This window comes from Streptomyces sp. NPDC059248, from assembly GCF_042753905.1.
In the GTDB taxonomy this organism is placed as follows: Bacteria; Actinomycetota; Actinomycetes; order Streptomycetales; family Streptomycetaceae; genus Streptomyces.
This window is the reverse complement of record NZ_JBHYZV010000069.1, coordinates 19,262-39,314: the sequence shown is the minus strand read 5'-3', so window position 1 is coordinate 39,314 and position 20,053 is coordinate 19,262. Positions and strand designations below refer to the sequence as shown.

Below are 20,053 nucleotides of genomic sequence, written 5' to 3'. Positions count from 1 at the left end.
TCTGTTTAGTTTGGTTGTTTTTCCTTGGCGGGGGGGGCAGACCCCCAGGGGCGGCCCCGGCCCCGTTCCCGTACACCCGTGCACCCGTCACCCGTGCCCACCGCTCCCGGCGTCACCGCGGCGCCCGTCGCGGGCGCCCTCACCGCAGGCTGCGCTCCAGCGCCGCGACGTACTCGGTGATGAAGTGGTCCCGGACCCCGTCGCCCGCCGGGGCCAGCGGGTCGGCCGTCAGCCCCCGCGCCCGGTCGGCCACCGCCGCCACCAGCGGCATCGACGCGTGCAGCTTCCCCTTCGCGTCGAAGTAGCGCAGGGCGTCCGTATGCGTGTAGGCGGGCTCCGGCGGCAGCTCGGGCACCACGTCGTTGTTGTTGACGAAGCGGAACATCCGGTCCTTGAGACCCTTGTTGACCGCGGCGGCCAGCACCCGGTCACAGGTCCGGGGCTGACCGTAGGTGTACACCCCGTCGGCCCGCAGCCGCGGCTCCTCCAGATACATCCGGCACCCCGCGAGCATCGCCAGCGCCCCGCCCAGACTGTGCCCCGTGAACCACACGGTCTGCCCGTTGTCCCGGAAAGCGGCGACCGACTCCCGTACCCCCGGATACACCGAGTCGAGCGCCTCCGCGAAGCCGTAATGCATATACCCGGTCCTGGCCGGGCCCGGCCACGGCGGCGTACCGGCGTCCGAGAGCCAGTCCCTGATTTGTACCGGCTCCGTCCCCCGGAACGCCGTCACGATCATCCGGTCGCTGGCCATCGTGTACGCCTGGGTGTCCTCCAGCGCGAACGGCGGCTCGAAGAGCGACTCGTGATGGCGGACCCGTTCGAACCCCCACCCCCGGGCCTGCCGCTCGACCTCCGCCGGGTTCTCGTACGCGAGCTGGGCGGCCCTGGCCATCCAGTACGCGTGCGGCAGGCTGTAGCCGGTGGCCTGGTGGTCGAGCGCCGACGGTACGGGCACGGTCGTCCCCCTCCGAATCCTCGTTCGTGTTCTCGGTCCGGTCCCGCCTCGGTCCTCGGGACCACCCCACTCAACCCGCCCCGGACGCCCCCGCCGCCGCCGCCACGCGGCACCCCCCGCCTTCACCCCCGCCGCCGCCCCCGCCGTCCCCCGCGCGGAGTACGCCACCGGGGGGATACCGCCGCCCCGCCCCCGGCCTCGATAGAGTTTTCGTATGGGGACGGGCAACGGGGACGGAACACCGTACGGGAGCGGAGGCGTCCCGGGCTTCGGCCCACCGCTGTACGGAAACCCGCCCTACGCCGGCCCGCTCCAGGGCGGCCCACCCCACGGCGGCCCGCCCCACGGCATGCCACCCGGCACCGCCGCCGCCCCGGCCTGGCAGGCGCCCAGCCGGATCGAGCGTCGGCTGTACGAGGCGAGGACGCGCGGCGACTGGCCCGCCTACTTCGACGAACTCGGCCGCAACTGGCTCTACACGGCCCAGCGCCGGTCCTTCCTCGACACCCACCCCACCGAGGTCCAGATCCTCCCGTTCTTCGCACCGCAGGTCGGCGGCGCGTGCGTGGCCCTGTACACCGAGGGCGTCCTGCCCGCGCCCGTCGAGGATCCCGTCTTCCACTCGGCGTCCCTCGCCTGGTACGCCAACGCCTGGGACCACACCGACCCCGCGTGGATCGTGATCAACCCCGGTACCCCGTGCGAGGCGTTCTTCCCCACCACCCCCGCCCACCGCGCCCAGTGGCACCGGCACTCCGCCCACCCCGACCGCATCCGGCCCGGCCGCCGGCTGCGCGCCCTCCACGTCGGCGGCCCCCTGCACGGCTCGGTGGCGCACGGACTGGCCTGCGGGGCGCTGCTCTCCGTCAACAACGGCGAGTTCTGGAACAGCATCGGCTACCACGGCCGCGGCTACCGGCGGGAACGCACCCGGCTGCGCGAATGGTGGGACATCACCACCCGCGACGAATGGCGCCGGACGCTGGAGCGGCTCGTCCGCGCCGACCTGGTCAGCCCTGTCTGGGAGTTCGCGCTCGACCTCCGCGTCAACCTCGCCCGCGACTACGGCGGCGCCGTCGAACTCGACCACTGGCGGTCCGTCGCCGAACGCGTCATCCGCGCCAACGCGGCCCGCGCCGCCGAACCCCGGATCACCGCAGACGGCGTCACCCCCGGCACCCCGGCCGCCGAATCCGACGTCTCGGCGCAGGTCGCCGGAGTGGGGCGGCTGATCGGCCGGATCGCCCGCTACGAGGCGCGATTCCGCGCCGACGGACTCCTCGGCGACTCCCAGTTCATCCGCACCCTGGAGGCATGGGACTACGGCCGCGCCTCCGGCATGGCCCGCTGGGGGCTCGGCGCCCGGTTCGGCACCCTCGCCGAGACGGAGGACGCGATCCTGCGGGCGGGCGGCGCCGCACGGACGAACTACCGCTCGTGGGAGGAGTTCTCGGCCGCGTACGTCCTGGGCCGCTGCCTCCACTTCGACGATGAGGAGTTCGGCGACTGGTACGAGGGCGCGCTGGAATGCCACCGGATCCTGACCACGGACGAGGCGAGCCCCTGGCGGAACATCCCCTGGAAATGACGGGCGCCCCGGAATCCGCTACCCCTCATCGGCGGTGGTGACGCGCCCCTCCCGCACGGCGGCCACCAGCGCCGCGTGATCGCGCTCGTTCTGATCCGCGTACACCTCCGCGAACCGGGCGATCGCCTCGTCGAGCACCTCCCCGCCGCCCACATAGGCGGCGATCGCGATCCGGTCACCCGACCTGGCGTGCGCCCTGGCCAGGGTCGTGCCGCACAGTTCGGCGAAGAGCCGCATCCCTCGCGGCACCATCGCCTGCGGCACCACGATCCCCTTCCAGTCGTGCAACTGCCGGATATAGAAATCGCGGTACGGCACATCGACATTGCTGATCCGGTCCCACCCCAGGAACACATCGCCGACGGCCTGCATCAGCCGCTGCCCGGCCACCACCCGCTGTCCCTGGTTCTCGTACGCGCTGCGCTCCGTGAACGGCTCCAGGACCGACCGGTCCGCCTCCTTCGCCTGAAGGATCAGCGGATCCGTGTCGTCCCGGCCCAGCAGGAGCAGCACCCAGCAGCGGGTGCCGACACTGCCGACGCCCACGACCTTCCGGGCGATGTCGACGACCCGGTACTGCGACAGCAGATGCCGCCGCTCCATGGAGAGACTCAGACCGTAGTGGTCGACCAGGCCGTGCAGCTCCCGGACCAGCCGGACGAGTTCGGGCCCGGCGAGCAGCTCCTCGACGGGCACGATCAGCGGCGGGTCCGCCGCGAACCGCCGTCCCCCGTCCCGTACCTCCGTCAGCTTCTCGAACGCCTTCAGACTGTCTCGGGTACGGGCCTTCGTCATGGCCTCCGCCAGCCGCTCCCGGCCGCGCTGGTCCAGCCGCTCGTCGGCCAGCGCCTGGACCTGCTCCATATCGCCGCGGTCGTACCAGACCTCGAGATTGCCCAGGCCCGCGTAGGCCCGGATCCGCCGCCGGTACATGCGCACGGCCGCCCGGACGATCGCGGCACGCTCCTTCTCCGGCCAGCCGTTCTCACGGCCCGCGATGACAAGGCTGGTCGCGAGCCGCTTGAGGTCCCACTCCCAGGGGCCCGGATGGGTCTCGTCGAAGTCGTTGATGTCGAAGACGAGCCGCCGCTCGGGTGAGCCGAGGAGCCGGAAGTTCAGCATATGGGCGTCGCCGCAGAGCTGGGCGGTGAGCCCGCTGACGGGGGTGGCGGCGGCGAGATCGGCGGCCATGACGGACGCGGCGCCCCGGTAGAAGCGGAACGGGGACTCGGTCATCCGCGCGTAGCGGACGGGGACGAGATCGGGAACGCGGGTCGCGGACTGCGCCTCGACGATGTCGACGGGATCGAGCCGGTCGGCGGGCGGATCGTAGTCGGCGTGCGCGGACCGCGGCGTCCCCCGGCGGGCGGCCCGCCCGTACTCGGCCCGCTCACGCGGAGTGGGCCGCGGCGGGGCGTCGTACGGTACGCCCCCGATGCCGTGCTGCTGCCCCATGACGGCCTCCCGGGACTCGTACCCCCTCATTCTTCCCCTCGCCCGGATCATCCGCATGTCATGCGGTCCGCCGAAAGGCAGCCGGGAGTACCTGCCGGGCAGATCCGATGTTCTCAAGTCCCGCCACGATCAAGGTAGTTGGTGGATATTGGTGGGTGCGGGGCAGGAAACCTTCGGACGGTCCGGCAGGAGACGGCGGAGGACGGGACAGGGGGACCGATGACCTGGAACGAGTGGGAGCAGGCCAAGGCCGGGGCGGCGGAACGGCAGGAGGTCGGGACCCGGCTGAACCAGGCGGCGCCGGCCGGTCCGGCCGGTGGTGACCTGGTGGTACGGCAGGACGATCTGGGTGCCGTCGGGCATGAGGCGTTCGTCGTCCACGGTGAGCTGAAGAAGAAGGCCGATATCGCCGGAGCGGGCCTGGACGCCGGCGGTTCCGGCTCCACCATGCAGGCCGCCGCCGCCCTCAAAAGCGGAAATCTCGGGCTCGGCACCGAACTGGAGTCGACCGTCGGAATCTGGACCTCGCAGGTCAAGCATGTCCTACAGGCCTGCGCGCATATCTCCAACCACCTCGACTTCAGCAAGAAGCTGCACGCGCGGGACGACGCGAAGATCGGGACCGAGATCGGCGGCCGTACGGGACCGGTGTCCGTATCGGCGCTGAACGAATACTTCCGGTAGGGGCGGTGTCATGGGTGAGTTCTCGTACTCGGCGCTGATGGCCCTGGACCTCGGCAAACTGGGCACGGCCGCCGCCGACTGGCGGACGATGGCGGGGGAGCTGGCGAAGCTGGCCGGCGCTACCCGGGACGGCCTGGTGAAGAAGTCCGACGGCGCCCAATGGGCGGGCGTCAACGCCACCGTGACCAGGGAGTTCATACATAAGACGGCCAAGGAGTTCGCGGATCTCCAACTGGAGGCCGAGAGCATCGCCGCCGTCCTCACCGACGCCCATGCCGAGCTGGTGGCGATCCAGAAGAAGGCCCAGACCCTCACGGACGCGGCGAGCAAGGGCGATCAGAGCCGCAATCCGCCGGATGTGGCGCTGATCGTCTCGGACGGTCCGTGCGCCACGGTCCGGGTCATCGAGGCGGTCTGTACGCCCAAGGGCCCGGACCAGCGGGCCAAGGACCGGATGCGGTGGTACGCGGACGCCCTGACCGGAGTCGTCCAGCACGCCGCCGAGGTCGACGCGGCGGCCGTCCGCGCGCTCCGCAAGAGCCATGGCAACGATCCGTACAACGCGGGCCACGCGAAGTTCACCTCCCTCGACGAGGATCAGCTGCCGCGCGCGACGGAGCTGGCGAAGCGCGGCGGGGGACTGAGCCCGATCGAGCGGGGCAAGCTGCGGCAGCTGTGGGAGTCCCTGAGCCCCGGGGCGCGGGCCCAGCTCTGGCTGACGCAGAAGGACTCCCTGCTGGCCGCTGGCATCTTGAGCCCGACGGTGGCGCAGATCGCGCCGGACGCGGGGGCGGGCGAGCACGACTCCAGGGGTGTCGGCGTCGGGGACCGGGTGACCGAGGCGAAGATGTACCTCCTGACGGAGGGCGCGGACGCGAAGGGCATGACGGACGCCGCCCGCCATATGGATCACTATCTGGGCAACAGCGGCAAACCCATGAATCTGCCGGTGGACCGGATGATGGCGGACGTCCCCGCCTTCAAGACGTACGTCGACGATATCGTCAAGACGAACCAGAACACCTGGCGCGAGCAGGCCGCGGAGGAGTTCCGGAAGAACGGCGGACAGCCGGTCGCCATCCCGGTCGAGGCGAGGCATCCCCGGGACTTCTACTTCACCGACAAGCTCGACGCGAACTGGTACTACGCGGTCGGGGGCAGCAACATCAACGTCACGGGTGTCGTGACGGCCGTACCCGACGCCGACGGGAACCCCAAGATCAACATCGACTACCAGGCGAACGTCTGGGACCGCTACAACTGGGACGAGGGCAAGGGCGTCAAGGTCGGCCCGCTGGACATCCCCGACGGCGATATGGCCAAGCTGCACCGGGTCGGCCTCGCCCAGGAGTTCGACATGGCGGGCAGCAGCGACGTCCGGAGCTACGATCTCGGCTCTGCGCAGCCCAACAACGACCCGCTACCGGGTCCCGGCGAGAGCAGGGACGGACGCTTGAATCCCGGCCGAGAGCAGCAGCAGGACCGGACGACCCCCGGGCCCGGGGGTCGTCCGGAGGCCAGTACGGACGGCAGGGGAGGAGCCCGTTGAACGACCTCGGCACGCGCGGCCGCCGCCGGGGCCTTGTCGTGGGTGCGGCGGCGGGGGCGCTGGCCCTCGTGTGCGTCCTGATCACGACGGGCTGGCTCCTCATCGGCCACGACGACGACGGCGGGATCCTCAATCCTGCGCCGTCGACCGACGCGCGCTGGGCCGAAGGGATCACCCCCGAGTGGCTGAGCGGGCGGATGAACCTGGACATCCCCGCCACGGCGGAATCGCCCCGGGCCGCGTACGAGACCACCTCCCGCGTCGACACGGGCTTCCTCACCTTCACCCTGCCGCGCTCCGAAGCGGAGGCCTATCTGAAGGCGCACCCGCCCGAAGGCACCTGGCTCAAGCGCACCACCGCCCTGCCCGACACTCCCGCGCACGGCTTCTCCCGCCTCGGAGTCCCGGAACCGGAGACGCTGAAGGACGGCACGCGCTACGGCTACATCTGCCCCGGGAGCGCTTCCGGGGCATCCGCCAACCCGTACGACCTGACGGAACGGCGCTGTGTTCGGCTCGATGCCCAGGAGTACGCGCCGGACCGCACCCGTATCTATCTGTCCGCCCATTTCCCACCCGGAAGCCACAGTCAGTAATGCGCTATGCGCCTTTTGTCATAAAACTGGTCGGGGGTGCCATCGATCCCCACCGGTAGACGGACGGAAGGAAGCCGCCCATGGCGATGTCGAGAGGCGCGCGGTTCGCGCTCGTGGTGGCCCTGATATCGGTCCTGGGGGCGTGCGCGTCGCCCGGTGGCGGTGGGCGGTCCGGTGCCGGTGCCGCACCCGTATCGCCCGTCCGTACCGACGCGGGATCCGTACGCGGCTTCGCCGACGGCGAGGTGCTCCGCTACCGCGGCATCCCCTACGCCCGACCCCCGGTGGGCGATCTGCGCTGGGCACCGCCGCAGCGGGCCGTCCCCTGGAAGGGGGTACGGGAAGCGACGAGATCCGGCTCGGCATGCGCCCAGGACCCCAAGGCGTTCTTCGCGATAGCCGACAGCTCCGAGGACTGCCTCTACCTCGATGTCACCGCGCCCCGTGACGGCACGGGCGGCAAGAGACCGGTGATGGTCTGGATCCACGGCGGCGGTCTGCAGAGCGGGGCGGGTTCCCAGTACGACCTGGCCCGCATCGTGACCCGGGGCGACGTGGTGGGCGTCACGATCAACTACCGGCTCGGCCCGCTCGGCTTCCTCTCCCACCCCGCCCTCGGCCCCGGCGCCGACAACCTCGGCCTGCGGGACCAGACGGCAGCCCTGCGCTGGGTGGCGCGCAACGCGGCGGCCTTCGGCGGGGACCCCGGCAATGTGACCGTCTTCGGCGAGTCCGCCGGCGCCTTCAGCGTCTGCGCCCTGGTCGGCGCCCCCGAGACCACAGGCCTGATCGACAAGGCCGTCGTCCAGAGCGGCTCCTGCTCCGGTTACTTCCCCGCCGGAACCGCCGCCCCCGGAGTCGAACGCCACGGCCTGTACCTGCCGCAGCGCCTGGCCGAGCCCGCCGACCGGGCGGCGGTCGAAGCCGTCGGCTGCGGCGAGGGCTCCGCCGAAGCCGTCCTGGCCTGTCTGCGCGGGACCGACGTGAAGACCTGGACCGAGGGCCCGCACACCGCGGCCCTCTCCCGCCCGGTCTACGGCGGCACCGCCGCGTTCCTCCCCGAGGACCCGGCGAGCCTCGCCCGGGAGGGCCGTACCGCCGCCATCCCGATGATCGTCGGCACCACCCGCGACGAGTGGACCATGTTCACCGCCATGCAGGCGGCGAAGGCCCCCTTCGACCGGAAGCTCTTCCACACCCTCCTCGACACCGCCTACGGCGCCGACAGAAGCAAGGTCACCGCCGCCTACCCGGTCGGGAAGGGCCCGTACGCCCGCGCCGTGCTCTGGGGCCGTATCACCGCCGACCAGGGCTTCACCTGCCCGTCCTTCGCCGACGCCCGCGCCATGGACGGCCCGGGCCGCCCCCATGCGTACGCCTACGTCTTCAACGACCCCGACCAGCCCGGCTCCGAAGGCACCGCCTACGGCGCCCCACCGGACTTCCCGCGCACCGCCGTCCACGGCTCCGACCTGATCAGCCTCTTCGGCGACCCCGGACACACCCCCGCCCAGCGCAAACTGTCCGAGCGGATGATCGACTACTGGACCGCCTTCGCCCGCACCGGCAACCCCAACACCCCCGGCCACCCCACCTGGCCCCCCGCCACCACCACCGGCGGCACCCTCCTCGGCCTCGCCCCCGGCGCCCACGGCACCACCCCGATCGACGTCGAGGCGACCCACCACTGCGGCCTCTTCGCGTCGATCGACGGGAACTGATCGCGGGGGACGGATGGCTACACCTTCGTCACGACGATCGTGTCGGGGACCAGCCTCTCCAGGTCGTCCACGTCCGAGGTGAACACGGTGACGTGCCCCTTCTGCTGTCGCGCGACGACGGCGAGCACGGCATCGATCGCGTACTTATGGCCATGCAGTTCGGCCTCGGCCAGGAGTCGCCGGGCCCGGCGTGCCTCGTCCTTGCCGATGTCCACGACGGTGAGCCGGGAGAGCACCCAGTCCCAACGCGTTTCGGTGGTTCTGCCGTCGTATGCCTCGACCAGGGTCATCGGAGATGTCACCACCTCGGCCTCCCCCCGGGCCGCCAGATCGAGCCGGGCGATCATCCGCCGGTCGCCGCGTACGGCCTGGGACAGCGCCTCGCAGTCGAGCACGAAGAGGCGCGGCGGCCGCTGCCTCTGCTCACCGGACCGCTTCTTCACGCGGCTTGCCCGGTGCCACGCCTACCGGCGGCACGACGCCGCTCGTGCTCCGCGTCGAGCTCCGCCATCTCCGCCCGCGCCGCGGCCCGCTCGTCCTCGGTGACCGGCCCGTGCTCGTCCTCCAGCCAGTCCACGAGCTCCCGCAGCCGGTCCCGGTCCCGTTTGAGCCGCAGCGCCTCGGCGACATAGGCGGACAGGCCCCGCTCCGCGGCCTCCGAACGAATGTCGTCGAGAAGATCCTCGGGAATCGTCACGGTCACCTTTTTGGTTGCCATACAAGGGACCATACTCCCCGTACCGTCCCTCTTACCGCTGTTTTCGAGGAAACGTCGGGCCAGCGGGGCGCTCTGGCGGCCGCCGGAAGGCGACTGAGGTGGAAGCTGAGACCAGGCGAGGGGCTGTTCATTTGCCCGCCTCGGGGCCGAACCACTGCAGGGCCTGACCGGTGACAGCGGCGATGCAGTCGAAATCGCGGTCGCGGTGCAGGAGGGTAAGGCCCTGCAACTCCGCTGTGGCGGCGACGACGAGGTCCACCGCGCCGGCGCTGCGGTGCTGTCCGCGCCGGGTCAGCAGTTCCTGGACCTGCCAGGCGCGATCGTAGGCGCGGTCGTCGACGGGGATCCAGCCGAAGATCATCCGCATGTCCTCAACGCCCCGGGCGCGATCTTCGGCTGATCGCGCGCTGGAGAAGAATTCCAGCTCGGTGATGGGGCAGGTCGCGATGAGCCCGGCTGCTGCCGCCTGGTCCCAGCCGTACTGTTCGGCGTCCCCGCGAAGGAATCGGGCGAGCGCGCTGGTGTCGATCAGAAACTGCGCCGCGCTCACCGCCGGTAGCTCCCCTTGTCGTCAAAGACGTCCAGGTCGAAGCCGCCGTCGGTAGCCGCCGCGCGCAGCCGGGCCAGAGCGAGGGCCCGGCGCCGGTTCTCCAGTACCTCCCGCAGGGCCGTGTTGACGGTTTCCTTCTTGGTGCCGGTCCCCAGCGCCTGTGCCACCTCGGCCAGCAGTTCGTCGTCCAGGTCGATCACCGTGCGACTCATACGCCACCTCCCGGGATATCAATCCGAGCATCAAGTATATCTCTTGTGATGCTTCGGTTGAAGGGTGTGGAGCGGGTCGGGGAACGCCGAGGCCGGAAGGCGACCGAGACGGAAACCGAGACGGAGAAACGTCGAAGGCCCCCACCTCGCGGCGGGGGCCTTCGACGTTAGTGCCCGGTGAGGCACTGGCGGAGGATACGAGATTCGAACTCGTGAGGGGTTGCCCCCAACACGCTTTCCAAATGTTCATACGGGGGTCCGGCGGGGTTCGTACTTGTCCTGACCTGCGGCGGAGTGGTCATGTCGACCCCATCCGGACGGCTCCGGCCTGGGGTGAATGAGACCAGGACTGAGACCGCCCGACCGTTGTTCACCCGCCTTCCAGGCCAGGTCGGGCCAGCCTCACATGATCACAAAATGCGGCTTCTAATCTGCAGACTCTGATCTCGGCGATCACGACCATAGAGATGGAGATGAAACGCAATCTGTGGGAGGTGGCGAGTGCGCTGGTTCACCATCCTGGCAGGCGCCATTGCCGCCACTGGGCTCACGAGGTGCCTGGTCGCGCAAATCCGGAAGCTGATCACAGAGGTAGCTGAGGTCATCCGGTCGTGGCGTGAGGTCCGTAAGCTACTGAGACGCCGGTAGATCGGCCCGCTCGGCTGGCGACGGGCGGAGCCTGCGGGGAACGCGGAGCCCGTATCGTCGGGCGGAGCCGGATCAAGCCTCCGCTTGGATCCCTCGGTTGGGTACAGACGGGGTTGGAGAGGGCTTCCGGCCGCAACCCGCCACCGCCTCCGCCAGGCCGGAGAAGCCGGTCCGTACGGGTTCTAGCCTCTGGAGGCCGGGGAGGCTGATCGTCTTCTGGGTGGGGCACCGTTCGTCCAGTACCCGGGTGGGCAGTACATAGAAGGTCCACTGCGTGAGGTCGAGAGGGTCCAGGGTCTGCTTGTCCTGGTGGTGCAGCAGGGAGAAGACGTAGACGTCCGAGCGCCGGAGGATCTTGGACGACATCGTGCCCGTCGAGGCGTCCCAACCGGTGGCGGGGGCGATGGAGAAGGAGATCTTCGACAGGGTCTTCTGTGCCCAGGACTGCAGGTAGGCGGCAGACTTCACTTCGACCCGGCACCCCTCGGGGGTGCGGACGTCGACCGTGTCCCATTCGAGACGTGTGCCGTCGAGGGAGCCCAACGCGGTACCGACGATGTACTCGGCCAGGACCCCGCGCATGGTGTTGCCCACCAGGTCGGAGCAGGCCCACTGCCAGAAGTCACCGAGCACCCCCACAACATCGCTGCCTGCTCGCAGGGTGTCGTCGGCGCGTCGCCTCCGGGCGGTCAGCGGGCCGAGTCGGACGTTCATGGATTCCTCCGGCGACGACGAGGGCACGGCGCGGTTGACCCGTCGATCACCGCGGGAGCGTCCCATCCTGGCATCCGCGAACCCTGGTCCGAGGCGAAGTCCACCCTCTCCGCACGGAAGCGCGCCATCGGTGATGATCTCGTGACCGCTCCCACTCGGGTCCCGTGCCGCTGGGCGGGGCGGGACGCGATCTTGTCGGCCTGTGTTCAGCCAGGCTCGGCGACCACCGGTCGGCCTGCCCTGAACTGTTCCGCGACTTTCTGAAACCGTGACAGAGAACGTCGAAGGCCCCGCTGTGAGCAGCGGGGCCTTCGGCATCGTCCGTGGCCTAGGCATTCTGACGTGCGGTGGAGCTTCGCGGGCGGCTGCAGGCGAACGGCCCCGGCCGGGGGGTGAACGGGACCGGAAGTGATACTGCCGAGTCGGGGGTTACGGCCGATGAGACTCCGGTAGCTGGGCGCCTCGGCCTGGCGTTCTTGTCCCGTGCAGCCTCCGGGTAGACGGCCGGTTAAGTCTCTCCGACGGCCCTTCTGGGGGTGGGGCGTGGCCCGTACCCTGGCCACAGTGCTCCGAATGAAGGAGGGGATCTTGACGTGGGTGAAAGCTTGACGCTGGGGGACCGGCTCAGGGTGGCACGGAAGACGCGGGGGCTCTCCGCCGCGCAGCTCGCCCAGAGAGTCGCGGTCTCCGCCAGCCTCATTCAGAAGCTGGAGTCCGGCGCTCGGAAAGCGACACCGAGCCTGATATCAGCTCTGGCCCGGGCGCTCCACTTCGGGCCGGAGGTGCTGACCGGACAGCCGTACTACGGGGACCCCGAGGCCGAGGACAAGGTGCACGCCGTCATTCCGGAGCTGCGGCGGATCCTGCTGTGCTTCGACGCCCCGGACGAATTGGAGACGCGTCCTCGCGCGCTGTCAGTGCTGGCCTCCGAGGTGGACCAGATCGCGACCCTCCGGCGGGACGCCCGTTACGTTCCCATGGGTCCGCTGCTGCCCGCGGTCATCACCGAGCTGTCGCATGTGGCGCTGGACGGGTCCAACGGTGAGCAGCAGGCGGCGTTCTGGCACCTTGCGCGGGCCTATCGGGCGGTCAACAGCCTCGCGCACAAGATGGGGCACCACGATCTGGGCAACACGGCCCTGGAACGCGTGCGGTGGGCTGCCGATCGCAGCGGTGATCCGCTGATGCAGGTCACGGCTGGCTTCCTGGTAGCGGGCTCGATGCTTCGCCAGGGCGCCACCCCGTCGGCCCGGCGCAAGCTCAAGGGTCTCCGCGCGGAGTTGGAACGGATTCAGCCCGAGCGGTCGTACACCAACGACGCGCTGGCGGTCGACGGGGCTCTGCTGCTGAAGCTGGCGGTGGTGGACTCCCGGGAGAACGACGTCGACGGGGCCGAGGAGCTTCTGCGGGAGGCTGAGGACGTTGCGCGTATGGCCGGCAACCACGACAGCCTGGCCTACGAGATGAGCTTCGGGCCGACCAATATCAAGATCCATACGGTCCACGCCCTGATCGACACAGGGGACAGCGAGCAGGCCCTGGCCAAGCTCTCCCAATGGGGCCAGGGCGGGCGCGAGTGGACACCGCCCTCCTCGACAGTCGGGGAGCGTTCAAGCCACCATCACATCGATGTGGCCTCCGCCCGTCTGGCGCAAGGCGACCGCGGTGGGGCGTTCGCGGAGCTCAAGCAGTCGAGGAAAATTGCCCCGAACCACACCCGATTCCATCCATCTGTACGCGAAACGCTCGGTGCTCTGGTGCGCATGGACACGCATCCGTCCGCTGAGCTGTCAGCTTTCGGAGCCTGGGCGGGTGTCGCATAACACAACCAGCTGACCCTTAAGGGGAGTTGGCGTAAATTGGGTGCGGACACTTTGTCCGCGCACACCTGCTTTCACAATGGAATGGTCCTCTCACACCCAGTTGTGAGGGGGCCTTTTCCATGCCGGACCCGATCCCGATCACTCGGCTGCCGCGGTGGATGCCCACCGGGGGAGAGCCGGAGCTGTGTCCCGCAGGCACGTGGTGGGACGCCATCCGCGCGTCGGAGCACGTGGGACGCCGGGCCGTGACGCTCATCGAGGAGCAGGGACTGGCAGGGGGACCGACCATCCTGGACGCCGGTGGTCGCGAACCGCGGATGTACTTCCTCGCGCCGGTTGGCACCGCCGCGCGATGGGAGGAGCCGGGAACGGTCGCACTGGGTCTGACCTGCCACGTGGTGGTACCGCAAGCAGACCGCACCAGCGGGCCCGGGCTGCACTGGTACCGCCTACCCACCGGCCCACGGGTACTGCACCCGCCCGACAAACTCCACCGCGCCCTGTTCAAAGCACGCAAGGAGCGCGAAGGCGCCCTCTAGTACTTGCCCTGCGGACCCAGCCATTGCAGGCCCCTTGCCGGAGCCGTGCCGACTGCCGCAGAGCTGATGAGCGCCGCCTCGACCGACTCCCGGCGAGGCGGTAACCCGCCAGGCCCCGGCGGAGAACACCAGGGGCTGTCCAACCCAAACAAACGCACAAAGAGAGGATCGACCATGCCTCAAGCCAGGCGAGAGAAGAAGGACCACTTAATCTACGCGGATGTCGTGGACTCCAAGTCCAAGGCGGGTGTGTGGATGGGCGAGCGTGCTTCTTTCCAGGAGAAGCAGGCCCGCATCGTCGAAGCGCTCAAGGAGCGGACCGACTGGGTCGAGCTGAAGGGCGCGATCATGGTCATCGGCACCGATCCGGCGGGCATCACCGTCATCGCGCCGAACCCGACGCTGCCCGGCGTGATCGTCCTCGCCGACGGTGGCTCACCGGCCACCTCCGCGAAGCTCCAGGCCGCTGCCGAGGACACGGTCCGTGAGGTTATGGGCGAGCTCGGGATAGCCGAAGAGGAAGCGGCGGCCTAACCACCATGGCCGTCCCCCGAATGCTGTGGGGGAAGTACTTCCAGTACGAGCGGGACGGGGAAGCAGTTCTCCTCGACCCGGTCGGCCTGGACAGTGTGTTCATCGACTCCGGCGAGGTCCACGACCTCGCCGGGGTCCCCCCGACCGCGACCCATGAAGCCCTCGCAGGGCTCGGCTTCACCCCTGACGGCCCCACGGCCGACCGGCGTGAAGCACTCCGTCACCGACTCCGACACCTTGACCTCGACGCCGCTCCCCGCCGCATCAGCGGGCTGCGCGTCGTCCTCACCGACCGCTGCAACATGGCCTGCACCTACTGCTTCGTCGACACGAACACCGGCAAGCCGGACATGACGAAGGAGGAGCTCGCCGAAGGGCTGGAGTTCCTGTTCGCCCAGAACGCCGGGCAGGACGAGGTATCCATCCAGTGGTTCGGCGGCGAGCCCACCATCCGCTTCGACCTCATGCGATACGGCGACGAACTCGCGGACGAACTCGCCGCCCGATACGACGTGAGCCGGGTGCGGCGAACCGTCGTTACCAATGGCGCCCGGTTGACCGACGAGGCCCTCAACCACTTCGTCGCCTACGAATACGGGGTCGGTATCTCCGTCGACGGCCCACCGGGGGTCAACTCCGCGAACCGCCTCCTGCTCGGGGGCCGGCCCGCAGACGACCGCATCCGCCGCAACGTCGCCCGGTTCGTCGAGGCGGACGGGCTGCACGTGGGCTGCAACCTCACCCCGACGTCCGCGAACATCGGACGCCTCGCCGACACCGTCCGTTGGATCATCGACGACCTCGGGCTCACGTTCATCTACGTCAACACTCCGATACCGACCGCGGGCCGCTGGCAGGTCAACGGCATCGACCTCGCCTGTGAGCTGTACGAGGCCCGTGTGGCTGCCCTGGGACGGGGCGGAATGCTGTTCTCCGTCCTGGACCGCGCCTTCCAAGCCCTCGACACCCGCCGTCCGATGCTGTTCGACCACATGCAAGGCGACCGTTCCCTGAATGCCGCCCTGCTACCCGGCAACCGGGTCAGCCTGTGCGACATCAACTTCACCGAGCCGTCGTTCCTGCACACTCTCGACGAGCTCCGGGCCGACCCCGGCCTTCTGGCCGGCGTGGCAAAGAAGGTGGCGCCGATCCCCGAGTGCGGCGACTGCCCGGCGCTCGCCATCTGCGGCGGGCCGTCCCGTAACGAGCAGGCTCTTGTCGGCGGCAGCACCCCCGACCCCGAGATGTGTGCGTTCTACAGGACCACCGTGGAGATCGCGGTGTGGGACAACACGGGGGTGCAATGAGCACTCACGTCCGTACCGCACTGATCTCCACGGCCGGCCACTGCAAGGTGGCCTGCGGATTCTGCTTCCGAGCCGACCGCGCCCACGGCTTCCTGGACATCGCCACATACGCCCGCACCCTGTCCCGCCTGAAGGAGGCAGGCGTCGAAGGCGTCTGCCTGAGCGGTGGCGAACCCGTGCACCATCCGCAGTTACGGCAGCTCGTACGGTTGGCCCATCAGTTCGGCCTGTCGGTGTCGATGGTGACCTCGGCCCGTACGGTCTCCGAGGTCATCACCCTCTCGCAGGTGGCTCACCTGCTGGCCAACGTGACGGTCTCCGCGGATTCGCGGGGTGCCATGCTGCTGGGGCGCACCACCCGCACGACGGCCTCGGCCGTCGACACGCTGCGTGCCGTTCACCCCGATACGAAGATCCTCCACGTCACCTGCTGGGCGCTGGAGGACGAGGAATGCCGGGAACTGGTCGGTCTCGTGTCCGGGACCGGGATACAGCTCCAGTTCAGCCCCCTCGTTCTTGATGAGCGGGCGCTGTCCCGGGCCGACACGACGCTCCGGGAGTACCTGGAACGGCAGCGCCTCGATGCCCGCCTGCTGGGGCGCCACTTCGATCTCTCAGGCCGGTACCGGGCCTATCTCGACGAGCTGAGGACGCTGCAACTTCCGTCATCTGCGGGTGATCGCCGGGAGTGCCGCTCGGAGACCGCCTACGTCTCTGCGGACGGTCGCGTCCGGAGATGCCCGTACGGCCGGATGTCGATCGGCGTTCACGCCCCCCGAGCCGAGATCAACGCATTCCTCGTGGCTCCCGCGCGCGACCGGGTGACTCCGGACTGCGCGGCCATCTGCCGCTCCGCCGTGCCAGCCGACGACGGCGTCGGTTCATGCGCCACACCAGCCTGAGGCCCCCGACACCCACTGACCCATGGACCCGACTATGACCCTCACAACTCCCGACGACTTCACCAGGCGCTGGCGACAGCCGCCGAACTTCCCGCTGGCGGTCTCCTTCGACTACACCTTCGTGCCGGCCATCGACGTCCTCGACGCGATCCGCAGGGATCCGGAAGTCCGGTACACGATCCTCGGAGACGACGACTGGGCGGTCCGGATGGACCGTACGGTGGCCTTCCGTACCGCACCGGTCGAGGAGATCGTCACCTGGCCGTTCCGGCTGGTGCACTTCAACCTCAACCGGTTCTACGACGACCTCCTGGGCGGCTTCCAGGAAGAAGTCATGGTCCCTTGGCGTACCCACCTCTCCGCGCGAGGCTTCACATGGCAACGCCTCGCGCCGATCTTGTTCCTTTCCACCCACGGGGCGTCCTCGACCTACCACAACGACAACTCGCACGGCCTGGTCTGGCAGGTCCACGGCATCAAGACGTTCCACAGCTACCGCGACCCCGACAAGCACTTGTCCGCCGACGCGGCGGTCATCGGCGAGACCACGGGCGAGGTCCCGCCCAAGCATGAGTCAGCCGAGCGCCAGTCCGTCACGATGTGCCCGGGCGACCAGCTCTGGAGCCATGCGCTGACACCCCACTGGGTCACCACCGAGTCGAGGCTGGCCATGAGCGTCACCCTCGCCCACGGCGGACTGTGCCACCAGGGCCGCTTCTCCCGGAGGGAGCGGGCCCTACGGGCCTACTGGGACAAGCACCCCGGCGAGGCGTGGACGCATGACCTACGAAATGCGCGCTACTGAGACCGCGTCCCGCGACACGGGGTACCCGCCCGTGTCGCGGGACGCGGTCCGCGGCCGACTACGGGGTGAGCCGGTTCGGGCCGCGGAAGAGGAAGGTGGCCTCACGGATGGAGTCCAGGCCGAGCATCACCATCAGCACCCGGCCGAGCCCCATGCCGAGGCCGCCGTGCGGCGGGCACCCGTACCGGAACGTGTTCAGGTAGTCCCGCAACGGCTCGGGGCTCATACCCTTCTCCGCCGCCTGTTGCAGCAGCACGTCGTACCGGTGCTCACGCTGGGCGCCGGTGGTGATCTCCAGCCCCTTCCACAGCAGGTCGAAGCTCAGAGTCACGCCCGGGTCGTCGGCCGGCCGCATGTGGTAGAAGGGCCGGATGCCCACCGGGTAGTGCGTGATGAACACGAACTCGTGCCCCGTGGCCTCGGCGATATGGGCCGAGATACTGCGCTCGCCCTCAGGGTCCAGGTCCTCCTTGATCCCCGCCGGGTCCCAGCCGCCTTTGCGCAGGATCTCGTGCGCCTCCGCCATCGTGATACGAGGAAAGGGCGTCTTGGGGACGGTGACCTCGACGCCGAAGTGCTCGGCGATCGCCTCACCGTGCACCTCTGCGACCTTCGCGATCGCGTGAGCCAGCATGCGCTCCTCGAACGCCATCACGTCCTCGACGCCGTCGATCCATGCCAGCTCGACATCGACCCCGGTGAATTCGGTGGCGTGCCGGGAGGTGAACGACGGCTCGGCGCGGAAGACCGGCCCGATCTCGAAAACCTTGTCGATCCCGGCCGAGATCGCCATCTGCTTGTAGAACTGCGGCGACTGCGCCAGATAGGCGCTGCGGTCGAAGTATCCGAGTTCGAAGACCTCCGCCCCGGACTCCGAGGCAGTCCCCATGAGCTTGGGGGTGTGCATTTCGGTGGCGCCCTGGGCGTACGCGTACTCGCGCATGCCCTGCTCCAGGGTGGTCTGCACGGCGAACATCAGCTGAGTGGCCGGTCGGCGGCGCACGTCGAGGAAGCGCCAGTCCAGGCGCTGCTCCAGGCCGGTGTGCTCGTCGATCGGCAGCGGAGTGGCCGCCAGGTTCAGGACCTCCACAGCCTCCGGGACGATCTCCAGGCCGCCGAGCTTGACCTGGGCGGCGTCGACGACGCGGCCGGTGACGCGGACGGCGGATTCGGGGGTGAGGGATTCGAGCTGGGTTTCCAGCGGTCCGTTGTCGCGCCTGTGGGTCACCTGCGCCATGCCGGTACTGTCCCGCAGGACGACGAACTGCATCTTGCTCTGCAGGCGGAGTGTGTTCACCCACCCGCAGACTGTGACGGTACGGCCGACGTGTTCTCGCAGGTCGGAGACGGGTACGCGGCTGTGGATCATTTCGGTCCTCCGAAGGACATCGTCATGATCCCTTGGGAGTGCGGGCGAGAAGGGAAACTCGCGGTACCACCGCACTTTCGCCGCCACAAAGTGGCGGCCTCGTTCGGACCCGATCACGGGGGTCGGCCGGCGGGGCATTGGGCCAGCGGACGCGACCGTTCCTCCCCGCGCTCAGGAGGGTCTTCACCTCGGGGCGCGAGACCGCCTTCCCAGCTACCGGCGGTTCTCTCTGCTCGCGTGGTCCTCGGCTACTCGTCTCCGTCAACGCGTTGCACAGCAGGATACGGACCGCTTGACCACCCCCGCAATCACATACGGCCGAGGAGCGGCGAAGCCTTGATCGTGGCCCGACAAACGGGCGCCTGCCGCTTCAGTGGGGCGGCCACCGCGAGGCGGCGGCGCGGGGGAGGCGAGCAATGACGACCAGGCGACTCCTGGACACGCACCCGGCCAGAGGCGATGAGCCGCTTCGGCGCGCGCTCGAAGACGCTTCCATGGGCCGCTGGGAAGGTCCGCGAGATCTGCTGATCTCCACCGGCCCGGACTGGGACCGCCGAATCTTCCGCCTCCAGGTCCTCGCGGAAGCCGGGGCACGCCTCAGGTTCGCCGACACCTGGGCGAAGGCCGAGCCCTCCTCCCCTCACGCGCTGACGCTTCTCGGAAACGTGCAGGCCCTGCGCGCGATGATCGCCGGCCGCGACGCTGGCTGGACCATGATGAAGGATGCCTGGGCCACGTGCCGCAGCGCGCTGAACGTGTGGCCGCAGGACGTTGCCCCACTCGTAGTGCTGCTTGCCCTGCTGCGAACTCACGCCCCGAACGGAACACCCTCGGCAGCGTGTGGGAGGAGATCAAACAGCGCGACCCCTGGAACCGGGAAGCCCACCACGAGGTCGTCACCTATCTGTTCCCCCGGCATCACGGTGCCGAAGGCGAGGCCGCCTGGTGGGCCGAGGAACAAGCGGCCACTGCCCCTCAGGGGCTGCCCATCGCGGTTCTCCCCCTTGTCGTCCTGGCGGAAGCGCACCGCTCCCGCCAGGAGAGGGATCGGAGAGCGTACGGGCTGGCGATCCACCCCTGGGTCGAGTGCCCGCAGATCGACCACGTCTTGGAGCGTTGGTGGCGCTACCGGGCGCCGCACTCACACGCCTGCTTCGCGGACGACGCGAACTATCTCGCCCACGCCATGTCGTACGCGAGCCGCCACCACGAGGCCCAAGAGGTCTTCGACGCGATCGGCCCCTACGCCACGCACGTCCCCTGGTCCTACTGCGGCCGGTCCAACGAACTCTTCCTAAGGCACCGCGCCTGGGCCTACAACCCCCCGCGACGCCGACGCCACTGAATCCGACGCCACTGCCTCCCGCGTAAAAGGACG

General features: G+C 69.4%; 20 protein-coding genes. 12 read left to right on the top strand and 8 right to left on the bottom strand.

The annotated features are described in order from the left end of the window. Positions 1-139: 139 nt before the first annotated feature. Positions 140-961, bottom strand: coding sequence for a lipase family protein (locus ACFXG1_RS25720; RefSeq protein WP_384718075.1), 822 nt, complete (start codon positions 959-961; stop codon positions 140-142). Between the two features lie 214 nt (positions 962-1,175). On the opposite strand from ACFXG1_RS25720, the gene ACFXG1_RS25715 reads away from it, so the two are divergent. Next, the gene (locus ACFXG1_RS25715; RefSeq protein WP_384718077.1) at positions 1,176-2,549 is read left to right on the top strand and encodes a DUF1266 domain-containing protein; all 1,374 of its coding nucleotides are present in this window, start codon (positions 1,176-1,178) and stop codon (positions 2,547-2,549) included. Between the two features lie 18 nt (positions 2,550-2,567). Here ACFXG1_RS25715 and ACFXG1_RS25710 read toward each other — a convergent pair whose 3' ends face one another. Beyond that, positions 2,568-4,004, bottom strand: a complete 1,437-nt coding sequence (locus tag ACFXG1_RS25710) for a DUF2252 domain-containing protein (RefSeq protein WP_384718079.1) — start codon at positions 4,002-4,004, stop codon at positions 2,568-2,570. Between the two features lie 219 nt (positions 4,005-4,223). On the opposite strand from ACFXG1_RS25710, the gene ACFXG1_RS25705 reads away from it, so the two are divergent. The 4 genes from ACFXG1_RS25705 (at position 4,224) to ACFXG1_RS25690 (ending at position 8,554) form a co-directional block, all read left to right on the top strand. After that, positions 4,224-4,688 (top strand): hypothetical protein, encoded by a 465-nt coding sequence (locus ACFXG1_RS25705; RefSeq protein ID WP_384718080.1) that lies wholly within the window; start codon positions 4,224-4,226, stop codon positions 4,686-4,688. Between the two features lie 10 nt (positions 4,689-4,698). After that, positions 4,699-6,237: a hypothetical protein gene (locus ACFXG1_RS25700; protein WP_384744701.1), complete on the top strand. Its 1,539-nt coding sequence runs from the start codon at positions 4,699-4,701 to the stop codon at positions 6,235-6,237. Next, a complete protein-coding gene (locus ACFXG1_RS25695; protein ID WP_384720001.1) occupies positions 6,234-6,833 on the top strand; it encodes a hypothetical protein in 600 nt (199 codons plus the stop codon). The genes ACFXG1_RS25700 and ACFXG1_RS25695 overlap by 4 nt, the downstream gene beginning before the upstream one ends. 80 nt (positions 6,834-6,913) lie before the next feature. Beyond that, the gene (locus tag ACFXG1_RS25690) at positions 6,914-8,554 is read left to right on the top strand and encodes a carboxylesterase/lipase family protein (RefSeq protein ID WP_384720003.1); all 1,641 of its coding nucleotides are present in this window, start codon (positions 6,914-6,916) and stop codon (positions 8,552-8,554) included. Positions 8,555-8,571: 17 nt separating this feature from the next. On the opposite strand, the gene ACFXG1_RS25685 is transcribed toward ACFXG1_RS25690, so the two are convergent. The 5 genes from ACFXG1_RS25685 to ACFXG1_RS25665 form a co-directional block, all read right to left on the bottom strand. Further along, a complete protein-coding gene (locus tag ACFXG1_RS25685) occupies positions 8,572-8,997 on the bottom strand; it encodes a PIN domain-containing protein (protein ID WP_384720005.1) in 426 nt (141 codons plus the stop codon). Next, positions 8,994-9,272 carry a CopG family transcriptional regulator gene (locus tag ACFXG1_RS25680; protein WP_384720007.1) on the bottom strand — a complete coding sequence of 93 codons (279 nt, stop codon included), beginning with the start codon at positions 9,270-9,272 and terminating at the stop codon, positions 8,994-8,996. Before ACFXG1_RS25680 ends, ACFXG1_RS25685 begins: the two co-directional genes overlap by 4 nt. A 127-nt stretch (positions 9,273-9,399) precedes the next feature. Continuing rightward, positions 9,400-9,822 (bottom strand): PIN domain nuclease, encoded by a 423-nt coding sequence (locus ACFXG1_RS25675; protein WP_384720009.1) that lies wholly within the window; start codon positions 9,820-9,822, stop codon positions 9,400-9,402. Beyond that, positions 9,819-10,034: a type II toxin-antitoxin system VapB family antitoxin gene (locus tag ACFXG1_RS25670; protein WP_384720011.1), complete on the bottom strand. Its 216-nt coding sequence runs from the start codon at positions 10,032-10,034 to the stop codon at positions 9,819-9,821. The genes ACFXG1_RS25675 and ACFXG1_RS25670 overlap by 4 nt, the downstream gene beginning before the upstream one ends. 720 nt (positions 10,035-10,754) lie before the next feature. Then, the gene (locus ACFXG1_RS25665) at positions 10,755-11,396 is read right to left on the bottom strand and encodes a hypothetical protein (protein ID WP_384716890.1); all 642 of its coding nucleotides are present in this window, start codon (positions 11,394-11,396) and stop codon (positions 10,755-10,757) included. 593 nt (positions 11,397-11,989) lie between these two features. On the opposite strand from ACFXG1_RS25665, the gene ACFXG1_RS25660 reads away from it, so the two are divergent. The 6 genes from ACFXG1_RS25660 to ACFXG1_RS25635 all read left to right on the top strand — a co-directional run bounded on the left by ACFXG1_RS25660 (position 11,990) and on the right by ACFXG1_RS25635 (position 17,306). Continuing rightward, on the top strand, positions 11,990-13,219 hold the full coding sequence (locus tag ACFXG1_RS25660) for a multiprotein-bridging factor 1 family protein (protein ID WP_384716887.1): 1,230 nt from the start codon (positions 11,990-11,992) through the stop codon (positions 13,217-13,219). 245 nt (positions 13,220-13,464) lie between these two features. After that, the gene (locus ACFXG1_RS25655) at positions 13,465-13,758 is read left to right on the top strand and encodes a hypothetical protein (RefSeq protein WP_384716884.1); all 294 of its coding nucleotides are present in this window, start codon (positions 13,465-13,467) and stop codon (positions 13,756-13,758) included. Positions 13,759-13,932: 174 nt separating this feature from the next. Next, complete coding sequence (locus ACFXG1_RS25650) at positions 13,933-14,292, top strand: hypothetical protein (protein WP_384716881.1); 360 nt, start codon at positions 13,933-13,935, stop codon at positions 14,290-14,292. Positions 14,293-14,297: 5 nt separating this feature from the next. Beyond that, positions 14,298-15,599 (top strand): radical SAM protein, encoded by a 1,302-nt coding sequence (locus ACFXG1_RS25645; RefSeq protein WP_384716878.1) that lies wholly within the window; start codon positions 14,298-14,300, stop codon positions 15,597-15,599. Next, complete coding sequence (locus ACFXG1_RS25640; protein ID WP_384716875.1) at positions 15,596-16,501, top strand: radical SAM protein; 906 nt, start codon at positions 15,596-15,598, stop codon at positions 16,499-16,501. The genes ACFXG1_RS25645 and ACFXG1_RS25640 overlap by 4 nt, the downstream gene beginning before the upstream one ends. A 34-nt stretch (positions 16,502-16,535) precedes the next feature. Continuing rightward, complete coding sequence (locus tag ACFXG1_RS25635) at positions 16,536-17,306, top strand: hypothetical protein (protein WP_384744696.1); 771 nt, start codon at positions 16,536-16,538, stop codon at positions 17,304-17,306. A gap of 58 nt (positions 17,307-17,364) precedes the next feature. Here ACFXG1_RS25635 and aspS read toward each other — a convergent pair whose 3' ends face one another. After that, complete coding sequence (aspS, locus tag ACFXG1_RS25630; protein ID WP_384713132.1) at positions 17,365-18,675, bottom strand: aspartate--tRNA(Asn) ligase; 1,311 nt, start codon at positions 18,673-18,675, stop codon at positions 17,365-17,367. Between the two features lie 838 nt (positions 18,676-19,513). On the opposite strand from aspS, the gene ACFXG1_RS25625 reads away from it, so the two are divergent. Further along, positions 19,514-20,020: a hypothetical protein gene (locus ACFXG1_RS25625; RefSeq protein WP_384713135.1), complete on the top strand. Its 507-nt coding sequence runs from the start codon at positions 19,514-19,516 to the stop codon at positions 20,018-20,020. Positions 20,021-20,053 lie beyond the last annotated feature (33 nt).